This window comes from Nocardia brevicatena NBRC 12119 (assembly GCF_000308495.1).
GTDB lineage: Bacteria > Actinomycetota > Actinomycetes > Mycobacteriales > Mycobacteriaceae > Nocardia > Nocardia brevicatena.
This window is the reverse complement of the sequence record NZ_BAFU01000050.1, coordinates 80,337-94,406: the sequence shown is the minus strand read 5'-3', so window position 1 is coordinate 94,406 and position 14,070 is coordinate 80,337. Positions and strand designations below refer to the sequence as shown.

Genomic DNA, 14,070 nt, shown 5'->3' with positions numbered 1-14,070 from the left:
GCACGAGGGCCGGGGTGGACTCCCGAATGCCGAACACCATGAAGGCGGGTTTCGGCCGATGACGGAGCTGATGGACGCCGCCCGCAAGGCCGAGGGCATGCGCGGCGGGCCGCACTACGGCCCGTTCATCGAACAGGTACGTACGCTGATGGACCGGGCCCGCCTGGTCTCCCCGTCCGACGAGCTCACCCTCGAGGCGGTGGAGATCCTGGAGAAATTGAACGACCGGCTGGCGCCGGCGGTGGTCGACGAATGGTCGACGCCCAGCTGGACCCGTTTCGATCTGCCGGCGCGTGGGCTCATCACCCTGCCGCCGTACGAGCTCGTACAGCGCACCAAGGAGGGGGCGCACGCGCGGATCACCTACCGCACCTTCTACCTCGGCGGAAACAACGCCGTCCACGGCGGGTACATCTCGCTCGGCTTCGACGACCTGATGGGCGTGGCGGCCGCGGCGTATTGCGACAGGGTCACCCGCACCGCGTCGCTCACCGTGGACTACCGGTCGATCACGCCGCTGAACACCGAACTGGACCTGCGCGCCTGGGCCGAACGCCAGGAGGACCGCAAGGTTTTCATGCGCGCCACGCTGCACGACGGCGACCGCCTCTGCGCGGAGGCACACGGACTGTTCATCATGCTGAAACCCGGCCAACCCTGAGGTATGCCGAATCGCGCCGCACTCCGGCGGCGCGTGTATCGGGATGCGCATGCCTCGGTCCGCAGCCGACCCCGACGCGCGAACACCATTCGACTCGGCACTCCGGTCGTGTGGTTCGGACTCCGTGACCCGAATCCGATCCCCATCACTGTCTGCAGGAGAGATCCTCGCTCGGATCTCGCGCCGACCACCAAGCAGGGGACAGCCCGATGGGCCACACATCACCCACCCGATGCTCGACAGAATCGTCCGTGTCCGCGTCGGCATATCCGTAAGGATCGACATCGGCGACAATGAAGACCCTCACACCGGACTCGGGGACGCGGTACCGGTGAATGTCGGTGGTCGTCGCATCGTTGTCCGGTTCGATGCGATAGTCCAGGCCGGTGATGAAGGCGGCCAATTCGTCGAATTCCACCCGAGATGCGAACTCGCCGTACTGGTTCCGGAGGGACTTCGGCACGGCGGACCCGGCGTGCCGAAGCAGACGGTGTGCCTGTACGCCGATACCGAAGCAGGGCCATGCGCCCTCGTCCTCCCGGAATGAAAGCTCCACGAGTCCGTAATCCCGGCGCATGAGGCCCCGCGCCCTGTCGTCGAGATAGTCCGACCCCAGCTTCGCTTCCAGTCGGCGGGATTCGCGTCGATGCCAACCCCAACACTTCGCCACGCGCGGCGAAACGGACATAGAAATCGAGGTCGGACACCGACGTCTTCTCCCTTGCCTTCATCAGGACCCATGTCCCTGCCCGACCGCGGACTCCACCGTCGTCGACGGTGGGACGGATGGGTCAAGCGTCGGCCGTCGGGTAGTGCGCCGCGAGATACGGGGCGAACGCCGCGTTCACCTCATCGGTGGTGAGTCCGAAATCGTCGAGGGTGTACCGATGAGCCGGCCGCGCGACGCCGGACGTCGATTCGGCGTGCAGCTCGGTCATGGCCGTACGTGCCGCGTCGGTGAGGGTGAGACCGAAGCGATCGTAGATCCCCGCGACGATGCCGATCGGGTCGGCGACGAAATCCTCATAGTACACATCGCAGAACTGCGCGGCCGGATACCGTTTCCGATCCTCGCCGAAGGTGTGGGCGCCGCGGGACCACAGCTCCAGCTGCGTCCGTCCGACGACGGGTCCACGGAACTTCTCCGACCAACCCGCCGTCGCCTGCTCGTTGAGACTGCACACCGACGCGACGATGGTGCTGGGCGCCCGGTGCATCTGGATCACCAGGGCATCCGGGTACACGCGCATGAGGGCGTCCAGGGCGAACAGGTGGCTCGGATTCTTCAGCACCCACTGCCGGTCGCGGTCGTTGAGGCCGATAAGCTGCAGGTTCCGGCGGTACCGGCGGTAGGCGGCGGTCCAGTCCTGTTCGCGCAACCATTCCGAATAGGTCGGCAGATAGGCCAGGCATTCATAGGAGACCGACATGGCCGACTGGCGCAGCAGCTGCCAACACTCCTCCACCTGGTCGGCCGAAATATGGTGCACCCCCATGAATTCCGGATGTTCCACATGGTGCTTGTCGTATCCGGCCTGCAACTTCTGGAAAACCGGGTCCCGTTCCCAGGTCTCGCGCGGTGGGCGTGGTTGCGGCATCTCGGTGAGCCACATCTCCAGACCCTGGTGGCCCGGGTCGGCGGTGAGCAGTCGGTGGATGGCCGTGGTGCCCGAACGAGGCAGTCCCGTCACGAAGACGGGCCGCTCGATCGGGATTTCGGCGTGTTCGGGATATTGTTTCCAGGCCGCTTCGCTGAGCAGCCGGGCGATCAGCGCGCCGCGCAGGAAGGCCCGGTTGACCTTGTTGCCGAACGGGGTGAGTTCGGCGTCCTTCTCATACGATTCCAGCAGCACCGCCAGCCCGGTGCGGTAGTCGTCGTCGCCGAAATCGTCCAGCCCCACCACCTTGGTGGCCGAGGCGTGCAAATCGTCGACGGTGCCGACGTCGTCCCTGCCGATCATGGTGTTGTCTCGCTCCTCAGTGGTGGAATTCGCCGCAGTTCACGTCCAGACACGCCCCGGTGACGGCCCGGGACATATCGGAGGCGAAGAAGACGACGGCGTCGGCGATCTCGTCGGGTTCGGGCAGGCGGCGCAGATCGATGGTCGAGGCGGTTTCGGAGTAGACGTCGGCGGCGGTGACGCCGCGTTCCTTCGCCAGATAGTCGAAATACCATTTCAGGGTGTCGGCCCAGATCCAGCCCGGGGCAACCGAATTCACCCGGATACCGCGGGGGCCGAGTTCGGTGGCCAGGCTCTGCGACATGGCCAGCAGTGTCGTCTTGGCCATCTTGTAGGGGCCGTAGGGCTGTCGGGAATGCCGCAGCACCGCCGAGTTGATCATCACCACCGACCCCTTGGCCTCGGCGAGCGCGGGGGCGAAGAGCCGGGTGAGCCGCAGGGCGGCGAACACATTGGTTTCGAAACAGGCGCGCAGGTCGTCGAGCACCACCTCGGCGAGGTCGGCCATCGGCGGCATGGCGAAGGCATTGTTCACCAAGGCGTCGACCCGACCGAAGGCACTCGTCGCGGCCTCCACCAACTGTTGCGCCGAGGTCTCGTCGGTGATGTCGGTGGGCGCCACCACGGCGCGGCGTCCCAGATCGGTGATTTCCTTCGCCACCTCCGCCAGCCGTGATTCGGTGCGCGCGGCCAACACCACGTCGGCACCGGCCGCCGCGCTACGGACCGCGATGGCGCGGCCGAGGCCGGGGCCGATACCCGAGACGACGACCACTTTGTCCTGCAACAGCATCAGCCCAACATCCTTTCCGCCACCGCGGCCTGCCGGGCGGCGATCCGCGCCGTCCAGTCCTGCGGGGTGATCCGCGATTCCTCGTGGTAGGGCAGCCGGTTCGGCAGATCGTCGAACGACACCACCTCCACGGTCGGCCCGTCCTCGGGTTTCATCTCCCGCGACAGCCGCTGCCAGCGGAACTGCAGGTAGCCGCGGTCGTGGCCGATGCGTTCGATCCAGTTGACCAGGCCGGGGTCGCGTTCGCTGATGACGAGCCGGATCATGCCGTCGGGGTCGACGCGCGCCTGGTCGGCGTTGAGGCTGGTTTGGTGGTTGATGTAGTCCAGCGACAGATACCACATGCTGCCGAGCTGGAAGCCCTGATAGGGCGCGTCGGAGTTGGGCACCGTGAGGATCATGACCTGGTCGTCGGCGAGTTCGTAGTGGCCCACCGAGGAGAACTGGGTGGCCAGGCCGCCGGGAGTCAGGCGCGGTTCGGTCATGGTGTTGACCGGCAGGTTCAGGTAGAACCACTCGGGGAACGCCAGGAAGGTCTTCAGCCGCGAGATCAGCATCTTGCCCGCGACCTCGTAGCGTTTGGCCATCAGATCGGTGGTGATGCGTGGTGGCGCGGCGCCGATTGTGTCGACGCGGGCGATGCGGATGGTTCCCGGTTTCTCGGTATTCCAGTCGCCGAAGACCTCCCGCACTGCGAGCATGGTCGAATCGGGGGCGAGTTGGATGTGGTTGCGCCCGCCCGGCCGCGGACCCAGCCGCAGTTCGAACGATCCGTCGGGGGTGATATCGAGGACGCGGTCGTCGAAGGCGGTTTCGCCGCCGGGCACCTCGGTGGGTGAATAGTTGCCGTTGAGCACCTGGAAGCTCAGGTCGCGGGTGGTGCCGCGGGTTCCGGTGACCACGTATTCGGCGTCGGGGCGCAGGTTCGCGTGGTAATAGAGGGTGTCCGGATTGTCCAGGCCCATCTTAGTGTAGGGCCCGGTGGACTGGACGAAGAACGGGAAGTCCCGTTCGAACGACCACGACATCTGGATGGCGGCGCGGATACTGCCCGCCAGATAGTCGTATCCCTCGGCGAGGTCCTGTTCGGTACGGATATGCGGGGCGCCTTTGATGATCTCCTCGGCGGCGGCGACGGCGTCCGCGAACGGCTGGGTCAGCACGATACTCCCGGGGTTCCATATATGTACCGCTCTGGTACATTTCGATACGAAGGACATTAGAACTTGTTCTAGGAGTGGTCAATGGCACCCGAGGTATCCACATCGCCCGCAGGCCCCGCTCCGGCGGGGATCTCGGGGGCCCGGGACGTCGGGCGCCGGTCCGCGCCCACCCGGCGGGTGATCCAGGTGCTGGACTACTTCGTCGTACGGCGGGGCCGCCGGGCCGGACTGTCCGAGATCGCCCGGGCGCTGGACATGGCCAAGCCCACCTGCCTGGGCATCGTCACCGAACTCACCGCCGCCGGATACCTGACCCGCGACCCGCGCACCCTCGACTACGGGCCCGGCCCGGCGCTTATCGCCGCGGGCCGGGTCGCCCAGGACGTCTTCGCGATCGCCGCCCTCGCCCACCCCGAACTCGAACGGCTCGGTACGGCCTACCACACCACCTGCACGGCCTCGGCGGTCGTCGGGGAGCGGATCAGCGTCCTCGACGGCGCGGGGCCGGGAATGGTGCAGGTGGGCGCCACCTACCAGTTCGCGCCGCCGGTGGGACTCATGTACGTGCTGTGGGATACCAACGCCGCTTTCGACGCCTGGCTGGCCACCCCGTCCACGGTGCCGCTGCGCCAGGACGAGGCCCGGCTGCGCCGTATCGTCGCCGAATGCCGGGAACGCGGCTATCTGGTGGAGAGTATGACCGGCGCGGGCCGCCGGCTGTATTCGCTACTGGCCGGGGTGGCCGCCCGCGATCTGCCCGACGACCTGCGCAGCGCCGTCGCCGAACTGGTCACCGGCCTCGGCGAGCGGGTGTATCTGGGCGCGGATCTGCGCCCCCGCAAGGAACATCCGGTGAGCCTGCTCGCCGCCCCCACCTACGATGCCGACGGCCGCCAGCAGCTGGTCCTCACCATGTATGTGGGCAGGTCCATCACCGGCGCCGAAATCGTCCGCCGGGGCGCGGCGCTGGTGGCCGCCGCCGATGCCGTCACCGCCGCGGCAGGCGGGCGCAAACCATTGACCTTCGATAGAAACGTGTTCTAGTTTTTCAGTGTGAGCCAGCACGCAAAGTCGACGGCCGGCACCTACGAGCTCTCCCATCAGGCCGCGCTCGAGGCCGAATCGACCCACATATTCCGCGAAGTCGCGGCCACCTTCGAACGCCCCGTCCTGCTGTTCTCCGGCGGCAAGGATTCGGTGGTGATGTTGCATCTCGCGGCCAAGGCGTTCTGGCCCGCGCCGCTACCCTTCCCGATCCTGCACATCGACACCGGGCACAATTTCGACGAGATCATCGCCTACCGGGACGAGACGGTCGCCCGGCTCGGACTGCGGCTGATCGTCGGACAGGTGCAGGACGATATCGATGCCGGGCGCGTTGTGGAGGACACCGGTCCCGGGGCGAGCCGGAACCGGCTGCAGACCACCACCCTGCTGCGCACGATCCGCGAACACCGCTTCGACGCCGTGTTCGGCGGCGCCCGCCGCGACGAGGAGAAGGCACGCGCCAAGGAGCGGGTGTTCAGTTTCCGCGACGAATACGGTCAGTGGGATCCACGCCGGCAGCGTCCGGAACTGTGGAATCTGTACAACGGCAAACACCGGCCGGGTGAGCACATCCGGGTGTTCCCGCTGTCGAACTGGACCGAGCTCGATATCTGGACCCATATCGCCGACGAGGGCATCGAACTGCCCCCGCTCTACTACGCCCATCGCAGACAGGTGGTCCAGCGGGACGGAATGCTGTTGGCGCACACCCGTTTCCTGGATCTTCTGGAAGGTGAACAGCCCTACGAGGCCACCGTCCGCTTCCGCACGGTCGGCGACGCCACCTGCACCGGCTGCGTGGAATCCACCGCCGCCACCCCCGACGAAGTGGTGGCCGAGGTCGCCACCGCCCGCGTCACCGAACGCGGCGCCACCCGCGCCGACGACCGCATCTCCTCCGCCGGGATGGAAGACCGCAAACGAGAGGGCTACTTCTGATGAGCACCCTGCTGCGCCTGGCGACCGCGGGCAGCGTCGACGACGGAAAATCCACCCTCATCGGGCGGCTGCTGTTCGATTCCAAAACGCTGTTCACCGACCAACTCGACGCCGTGGAGCGCGAAGGTCGCGAACGCGGCGAGGACTATCCGAACCTGACCCTGCTCACCGACGGGTTGCGCGCGGAACGCGAGCAGGGCATCACCATCGATGTCGCGCATCGCTATTTCGCCACACCCCGAAGAAAATTCATCATCGCCGACACCCCCGGCCATATCCAGTACACCCGCAATATGGTCACCGGCGCCTCCACCGCCGATCTGGCGCTGATCCTGGTCGACGCCCGCAAGGGAGTGGTGGAGCAGACCCGCCGGCACGCCTTCCTGGCCTCGCTGCTCGGGGTCCCGCATCTGGTGCTGTGCGTGAACAAAATGGATCTGGTCGGCTGGTCACAGCAGCGGTTCGCCGAGATCCGAGAGGAATTCGCCGGTTTCGCTTCCCGACTGGACATCGCCGATCTCACCTTCATCCCGGTTTCGGCACTGCAGGGCGACAATATCGTGCATCGCAGCGCCGCCATGCCCTGGTACGAAGGCACTCCCCTTCTGCACCACCTCGAGGAGGTGCATATCGCCTCCGACCGCAATCTCATCGACACGCGACTGCCGGTGCAGTACGTGATCCGCAGCGGCGCAACGGATTTTCGCGGTTACGCGGGCACCGTCGCGGGTGGGGTGTTCAAACCGGGCGACGAGGTCGCGGTGATGCCGTCGGGTTTCACCACCACCGTGACCCATATCTGGGGTCCCGGCGGCATCCCGCTCACCGAGGCGTTCCCGCCGCAGGCAGTCACCGTCCAGTTGGCCGATCAGCTCGATATCTCGCGCGGTGATCTGCTCTGCCGTCCGGCCAACCGTCCGCAGGTGGGTCACGATCTGGACGCCATGGTGTGCTGGTTCGCCGACGATTCCACCCTGCGTCCGGGCGCGACCTACAGCGTCCGACACACCACCCGCAATGTCGTGGCGCAGGTGCGTTCGCTGGACTACCGGCTCGACGTCAACACCCTGCACCGCGACGAGAGCGCGCACGAGCTGGCGCTCAACGAGATCGGCCGCGTCCAGTTGCGGACCCGGCAGCCGCTGCTGTTCGACCCGTACCGCCGCAACCGTGGCACCGGCAGTTTCGTACTGGTCGACGACACCACCGGAGATACCGTCGGCGCGGGAATGATCACCGGTCCCAGCCTGCCGTCGTCGCGGGTGGTCTGGCATGCCACCGCTGTGGGCCGCGACGAGCGCGCCACCCGGGGCGCGACGGTATGGCTGACCGGCCTGTCCGGCTCCGGTAAGTCGACGGTGGCGGTGGAGCTGGAACGGCGGCTGGTGGCGGCGGGCCGGCCGGCCTACCTGCTCGACGGCGACAATCTGCGACACGGCCTCAATTCCGACCTCGGTTTCACCGCCGCCGACCGAGCGGAGAACGTGCGCCGGGTGGGTGAGGTCGCGCGGCTGTTCGCCGAGGCGGGGGTGGTCGCGATCGTCTCGCTGATCAGCCCGCACCGCGCCGACCGCGACCGCGTCCGCGCGGTGCACGAGGCAGCGGGCCTGCCGTTTCTGGAGGTCTTCGTCGACACTCCGCTCGAGGTCTGCGAGGCCCGCGACCCCAAGGGTATGTACGCCAAGGCACGGGCGGGTGAGATCCGCGGCTTCACCGGCATCGACGACCCGTACGAACCGCCGCTCACCCCGGCCCTGGTCCTGCACCCCGCCGACGGCGACCCGGCCGCCATGGCCGCCGCGATCTTGGTTGGGCTCGCCTCGATGCAATGAGAGCCACGCGATATCGCCACCCGCAGTATTGATACAGTAAACCCTACATGTATCGAAAGGGTTGGGTATGCGATCTACTCTGCTGTCCCGGCGGGATCTCGACTTCCTGTTGTACGAATGGCTCGACGTCGAATCGCTGATCGCCCACCCCCGCTATGCCGAACATTCCCGGGAAACCTTCGCCGCCGTCCTCGAACTCAGCGAACAGCTCGCCACCAAGCACTTCGCTCCCCACAACAAGCTCAACGACGCGCACGAACCCACCTTCGACGGCGAGAAGGTCACCATCATCCCCGAGGTACGCACCGCCCTGGCAGCCTTCGCCGAGGCGGGGATGGTCGGCGCCACCATGGACGGCGAACTCGGCGGCGCCCAACTGCCCGCGACCGTGGCCCAGGCCGGTTTCGCCTGGTTCCACGCCGCCAATCCGGGAACCAGCGCCTATCCGCTGCTCACCATCGGCAATGCCAACCTGCTCATCGCCCACGCCGGCGCCGAGCTGGTGAATCGGTTCGTGCGTCCGATGATCGAGGGCCGCTTCTTCGGCACCATGTGCCTGTCCGAGCCGCAGGCCGGATCGTCGCTGGCGGATATCGCCACCCGCGCCGAACCCCGCGCCGACGGCACCTACCGGCTCTTCGGCACCAAGATGTGGATATCCGGCGGCGATCACGAACTGAGCGAGAACATCGTGCATCTGGCGCTCGCCAAGATTCCCGGCGGCCCGCCCGGAACCAAGGGGATCTCCCTGTTCGCGGCGCCCCGGTATCTCGTCGGCGAGGACGGGTCGCTCGGCGAGCGCAACGATATCGCCCTGGCCGGGCTCAATCACAAGATGGGCTTCCGCGGCACCGTCAACACCGTCCTGAACTTCGGCGAGGGCCGATGGACGCCCGACGGTGAACCCGGCGCCATCGGCTATCTCGTCGGCGAGCCGCACCGGGGGCTGAGCTACATGTTCCACATGATGAACGAGGCGCGCGCCGGGGTCGGCCTGGTGGCCGCGGCGCTCGGCTACACCGGATACCTCGAATCCCTCGACTACGCCCGCGCCCGCACCCAGGGCCGCACCAAGGGCGCCGCCGATCCGACCACCCCGCAGCGGCCGATCATCGAACACGCCGACGTCAAACGGATGTTGTTGGCGCAGAAGAGCTACGCCGAGGGCGCGCTCGCCCTTGTCCTGTACTGCGCCCGACTGATAGACGAGCAGCGCATCGCCGAATCCGAGGACGAACGCCGCGTCCGCACCCTGCTGCTGGACATCCTCACCCCCATTGCCAAGAGCTGGCCTTCCCAGTGGTGTCTGGCAGCCAACGATCTCGCCATCCAGGTACTCGGCGGCTACGGCTACACCCGCGAATACAACGTCGAGCAGCACTATCGCGACAACCGCCTCAACCCGATCCACGAGGGCACCCACGGCATCCAGGGCCTGGACCTGCTCGGCCGCAAGGTCACCCAGCACGGCGGCGCGAGCCTGCGCGAACTGGACACCCGCGTCCGCGCCACGATCGCGGCCGCCCGGACCACCGGCGGCGAGGCCGCCGAGTTCGCGGACGCCCTCGAGGCGTCGTGGGAGCGTCTGGCCAGAGTGACCATCGAACTGTTCACCGCAGGCGAGGTGGAACGCGCCCTCGCCAACAGTTCGGTCTACCTGGAGGCCTTCGGCCATATCACCGTGGCATGGATCTGGTTGGAGCAGGTCCTCGCCACCCAGGGCCACCCGGGCGATTTCTACGATGGCAAACGGCACGCGGCGCGCTATTTCTACCGGTTCGAGCTACCCCGCACCGGTCCGCAGCTGGACCTGCTCGCCGCACTCGACACCACCACGCTCGACATGCGCGAAACCTGGTTCTGACACATTAGATACATTTCACAAATTGTGTATCATTCAGCGATGAAGACCGTCACCAGTACGCCGCGCCCACCCGGCCGGCCCGCCTCCGCCACCCGCGAGCAGGTCGTCGAACTGGCGCGGCAGGCCTTCCTGGCCGGCGAACGCGTCGATATCCAGGCCATCGCCGCCCAACTGCGGCTCAGCCGTGCCTCCGTCTACCGCTGGTTCGGCTCCCGCGACGGTGTTCTGGGCGCGGTGCTGGCCGGTGAATTCGAGGCCCTGATCGAGCGCGCCGACGCCCGCCGCCGCAGCAGCGGGGCCCGACGCATCCTGGACGTCCTGGACCGGGTCAATCGCTGGATGGCGGGCAACGAGCCGTTCCGTCGCTATTTCGAGAACGAACCGATCGCCGGTCTGCGCATTCTCACCACCACCGACGGCCCGGTACAACCCCGGGTGCTGGCGGCGGTGGAGACGCTCATCGCCCGGGCCGAGGACGACGGCTACCACCCCCTGTTGGAGCGCTCGCTGCTCGCCTACTCCCTGGTCCGGCTCGGCGAGGCATTCCTCTACAGCGACAATGTCACCGGCCTGCGCGGCGACGTCGACCGGCTGTACCAGGTGCAAGCGGCGCTGCTCAATATCTCCCCCGCCGGCGAATAACCCACCGTCCGAAATGTTTCCCTCGTCGGGAGACAGGGCAAGATAGCGGAGGAACGACCGAAATCGCCGCGGTCGGATAAGCCTCGGCATGGGGGAACCCTTCGGTGGATCGCCGCGTCGAATACAGGTATGGCACCGAACTCGGAAACGGGGGTAACAGGATGAGCGACAGCGACCGCGCGGCGGCACGCGCACGCAACGACGCCCTGCGCGCGGACGTCGACGAACTGTTGGCGACCTTCGAGCGGCAGCGCCGCGGCCTGGCCGAGGCACAGGCGCGGCTGGCGTCGATGACGGTCACCGCCTGGTCGTCGGACAACCTGGTGCGGGTCGAATCCAATACGGCCGGCGTGCCGGTGCAGGTGCACCTGGAACCGGAGGCGTTCAAACGCTCCACGCCGGAGAAACTGAGCCGTTCCATCACCGAGGCCGTCCAGTCCGCGGCCCGACAGGCCACCGAGGCCGCCGAGCAGGCCTACGCGCCGGTCGAGGAAGTAGCGGGCGACGTGCCGGATCTACCCGATCTGGTGCCCGGCGCCCCGAGTATCCGCACCCTGGTCGATTCCCTGTTCCCCGACCCGGCCCCGACCCCACCGCCGGTATCGATGGACCCGGAGGAAGAGGACTCCTACTACCGTGAACGCCGCTATCTGGAAGGTGACCGATGAGCACGATCGAGGTCGATCCGGACGCCCTGCGGGCGAGCCGACCCACGGTCACCCGGGCCGCGGACAAGGTCCTGACCGCGTTGAACACCGCCAAGGCGGCCATCGAGGCCGAGGGCGAATGCTGGGGCGCCGACGATATCGGCAACAAGTTCGCCGAGAAGTACAAGCCGGGCGCCGAGGAAGGTATGGCCGGCATCGACCTGCTGAGCCAGGCCATTACCGCGATCGCCACCGGTATCGGTGGGGTCGCGAGCGACTTCGAGAACCAGGACGACCAGAACGCCACCACCCTCGGAAACGCGGTCCGGTAAGGGTTCGGGCCGCCTCCACAGCTCCTCATCCTCGGCTCGCGGTGCGCACTGTCGCGCTCGCGCCGTCCCTCCTCGAACTCCGGCCACCTCATCCGCCCCCGTCTGTTACGGCGGCGCCGGCAACGATGCCCGGTCAGCCCTCGCGGGTGGTCGGTCGGGCGGCTTTGCCGGACTGGACCTGGAGTACGTCACTGGCGAGGAATTCGGCGCGGTGCTCTCCACGGTCCAGCGGACCGCGACCGTCACCGTTCGCGGCCTGCCGCCAGATCGGACTGTCGACGAAGTGGTTGTCGAACCGTTCCTGGGTGTCGAGGATTTCGAGTGGGCTCGCCAGACCTTTGCGGATGCGGTCGCCCAGCCGGAAATAGTCGAAACGCTCGATACCGGGAGTGAAGATCACCAGAACATCCGCCGATGACGCCGCGGGAGCGGCCCACGCGTGCGTCATGTTCGGCGGTATCAGCAGAAAGTCGCCCGCGCCGATTTCGTGGATCTCGTCCCCGGCGAGCACACGCAGCCGACCGTCGAGCATATAGAACAGTTCGGCGGAGGTCGAATGATAGTGCGGTGGAGGGCCATCCGCACCCGCGGGCAGGAAGGCGCGGTTCGCGCTGAGCTTTCCACCGGTCATATCGTGATCGGCGTAGAGCCGTACCTCCATGGTGTCCAGTGTCTCGGCGTCGTCGTGCCGGACGAGCAGGGCTTTGTCGTTGTTCGGGATGGTCATCGCTTCTCCTGACGTATATCCCGGAACCGTTCCGGGCACTGCTATAGAGGGTGTCGAAGGGCCCGGTATGACATTGCGACCGCCGACGCACCGTGGCGTTCAGCCGGCATCCCATTCGAATCTGTGTGTCCCCGATTCCACCCACTCGACCCGGCCAGATGTCTCCGGCCGCTCCGGGTGGAATCGTCACGTGTAGTTCGATCCGCTCGCCGTCCATCCGCCAACTGCTACGGGCGACGCCGAACGGCGTGGTGACGGAGGCCGCCGCATAAGCGAGGCCACCGCCGAAGAGCGGCCGGACAGGAAGCTCCCGGCCAACGCGGCCTGCAGCAAGACCAGCACCGCCACACCGGTTGACGCGGCGCGCAACAGAATGACCGGCCATCGCGCGGTGGTGCGCGTCGTGGAGGCCGAGGACAGCACGGCGGTCATCGGATACCGGTGAGCTTGTCCGGGTTGGTGATCGAGTAGATACCGGTGATCCGGTCACCTTCCGAAGCGAGGTCCACCACGACCACGGCGAGCGGGCCGCTGCCGGTGAACACCAGCGCGCACGGGTCGTCACCGGCCCGGCGATAGCGGATGTCCACCCCCTCGGACAGAGTCTCGGCCACCGACATGAACAGCGCCGCGACCGCCTCACGACCGTGGACGGGTCGCAGGCTGGTGGCCGGGCCCTTGCCGCCGCCGTCGGTCCACAACGTCACCTCCGGTGCCAGTACCTCCAACAGCGCCGGTAGGTCACCACCCAGTGCCGCGGCGGCGAACCGCTCGGTGACCTGGGCATGGATCTCCGGCGCGGCCCGGTGCCGCGGACGACGGGCGTGCACGTGTCGACGGGCACGGGTGGCCAGCTGCCGCACGGCCGCCTGGGAGCGGTCCAGGATCAGCGCGATCTCCGGATGGCCGAACCCGAACACATCGTGCAGCACGAATACCGCACGTTCGAGCGGCGACAGCGTCTCCAATACCACCAGCAACGCCATCGACAACGACTCCGCGCGTTCGACACCCACGCTCGCGTCATCGTCACCGGCTGCCAACGGCTCCGGCAGCCACTGGCCGACATAGGTCTCCCGGCGGCGGCCCAGTTCGGCACGCCGGGCCAGCGCGGTGTTCGCCGCGACCCGAACCAGGTAGGCGCGGGCGTTCTCGACCGGTTGGGCATCGGAGGCTCGATGCCCAACCGCCCACGCCAGCCACACCTCCTGCAGGACGTCCTCGGTGTCGGCGACACTGCCGAGCATGGTGTAAACCACCGAGAACAGCAGCTCGCGATAACCGAGAAACCGCTCCGTGATCACATCATCGGCGGCATTCTGTGGCATCGACGTCACGGTGAACCTCCTCGGCCGTCTCCTTTATATTCGCGATCAAGGAGGTCCACCACGCCCATCGTGTGACACAGTCGGCAACGCAGGGTGCACAGCGTCCGGATCGGTTGATACGGCAATATTCGAGC

General features: G+C 67.1%; 14 protein-coding genes and 1 pseudogene. 8 read left to right on the top strand and 7 right to left on the bottom strand.

The window, feature by feature from the left end:
- Positions 1-661 (top strand): PaaI family thioesterase (locus tag ON20_RS11345; protein ID WP_040835145.1); only part of this gene is annotated, 661 nt, incomplete at its 5' end.
- A 145-nt stretch (positions 662-806) separates the two neighbouring features.
- On the opposite strand, the gene ON20_RS11340 is transcribed toward ON20_RS11345, so the two are convergent.
- From ON20_RS11340 to ON20_RS11325, 4 genes are all read right to left on the bottom strand, one after another.
- Positions 807-1,217, bottom strand: coding sequence for a hypothetical protein (locus ON20_RS11340; RefSeq protein ID WP_157228803.1), 411 nt, complete (start codon positions 1,215-1,217; stop codon positions 807-809).
- 235 nt (positions 1,218-1,452) lie between these two features.
- Positions 1,453-2,622, bottom strand: a complete 1,170-nt coding sequence (locus tag ON20_RS11335) for a sulfotransferase family protein (protein WP_040835106.1) — start codon at positions 2,620-2,622, stop codon at positions 1,453-1,455.
- A gap of 16 nt (positions 2,623-2,638) precedes the next feature.
- Entirely contained in the window at positions 2,639-3,415 is a 777-nt protein-coding gene (locus tag ON20_RS11330) for an SDR family oxidoreductase (protein ID WP_040835104.1), read from the bottom strand.
- A complete protein-coding gene (locus ON20_RS11325; RefSeq protein ID WP_040835144.1) occupies positions 3,415-4,578 on the bottom strand; it encodes a hypothetical protein in 1,164 nt (387 codons plus the stop codon). The genes ON20_RS11330 and ON20_RS11325 overlap by 1 nt, the downstream gene beginning before the upstream one ends.
- An 81-nt stretch (positions 4,579-4,659) precedes the next feature.
- On the opposite strand from ON20_RS11325, the gene ON20_RS11320 reads away from it, so the two are divergent.
- The 7 genes from ON20_RS11320 to ON20_RS33040 all read left to right on the top strand — a co-directional run bounded on the left by ON20_RS11320 (position 4,660) and on the right by ON20_RS33040 (position 11,881).
- A complete protein-coding gene (locus ON20_RS11320; RefSeq protein ID WP_083864843.1) occupies positions 4,660-5,622 on the top strand; it encodes a helix-turn-helix domain-containing protein in 963 nt (320 codons plus the stop codon).
- 9 nt (positions 5,623-5,631) lie between these two features.
- Positions 5,632-6,564, top strand: coding sequence for a sulfate adenylyltransferase subunit CysD (gene cysD, locus ON20_RS11315; RefSeq protein ID WP_040835100.1), 933 nt, complete (start codon positions 5,632-5,634; stop codon positions 6,562-6,564).
- A complete protein-coding gene (cysC, locus tag ON20_RS11310; RefSeq protein WP_040835098.1) occupies positions 6,564-8,396 on the top strand; it encodes an adenylyl-sulfate kinase in 1,833 nt (610 codons plus the stop codon). Before cysD ends, cysC begins: the two co-directional genes overlap by 1 nt.
- 67 nt (positions 8,397-8,463) lie before the next feature.
- Positions 8,464-10,260, top strand: coding sequence for an acyl-CoA dehydrogenase (locus tag ON20_RS11305; protein ID WP_040835096.1), 1,797 nt, complete (start codon positions 8,464-8,466; stop codon positions 10,258-10,260).
- A gap of 39 nt (positions 10,261-10,299) precedes the next feature.
- Positions 10,300-10,902 (top strand): TetR/AcrR family transcriptional regulator, encoded by a 603-nt coding sequence (locus tag ON20_RS11300; RefSeq protein WP_040835095.1) that lies wholly within the window; start codon positions 10,300-10,302, stop codon positions 10,900-10,902.
- Between the two features lie 161 nt (positions 10,903-11,063).
- Positions 11,064-11,570: a YbaB/EbfC family nucleoid-associated protein gene (locus ON20_RS11295; RefSeq protein WP_040835094.1), complete on the top strand. Its 507-nt coding sequence runs from the start codon at positions 11,064-11,066 to the stop codon at positions 11,568-11,570.
- Entirely contained in the window at positions 11,567-11,881 is a 315-nt protein-coding gene (locus ON20_RS33040) for a WXG100 family type VII secretion target (RefSeq protein ID WP_051162191.1), read from the top strand. The genes ON20_RS11295 and ON20_RS33040 overlap by 4 nt, the downstream gene beginning before the upstream one ends.
- 133 nt (positions 11,882-12,014) lie before the next feature.
- Here the strand turns inward: ON20_RS33040 and ON20_RS11285 are convergent, their stop codons facing one another.
- The 3 genes and pseudogenes from ON20_RS11285 to ON20_RS11275 all read right to left on the bottom strand — a co-directional run bounded on the left by ON20_RS11285 (position 12,015) and on the right by ON20_RS11275 (position 13,936).
- Positions 12,015-12,608: a cupin domain-containing protein gene (locus tag ON20_RS11285; RefSeq protein ID WP_083864841.1), complete on the bottom strand. Its 594-nt coding sequence runs from the start codon at positions 12,606-12,608 to the stop codon at positions 12,015-12,017.
- Between the two features lie 178 nt (positions 12,609-12,786).
- Positions 12,787-12,993: pseudogene (locus tag ON20_RS40520) on the bottom strand (alpha-L-rhamnosidase C-terminal domain-containing protein); the annotation flags it as partial.
- Positions 12,994-13,036: 43 nt separating this feature from the next.
- Positions 13,037-13,936 (bottom strand): sigma-70 family RNA polymerase sigma factor, encoded by a 900-nt coding sequence (locus tag ON20_RS11275; RefSeq protein ID WP_040835090.1) that lies wholly within the window; start codon positions 13,934-13,936, stop codon positions 13,037-13,039.
- Between the last annotated feature and the right edge of the window lie 134 nt (positions 13,937-14,070).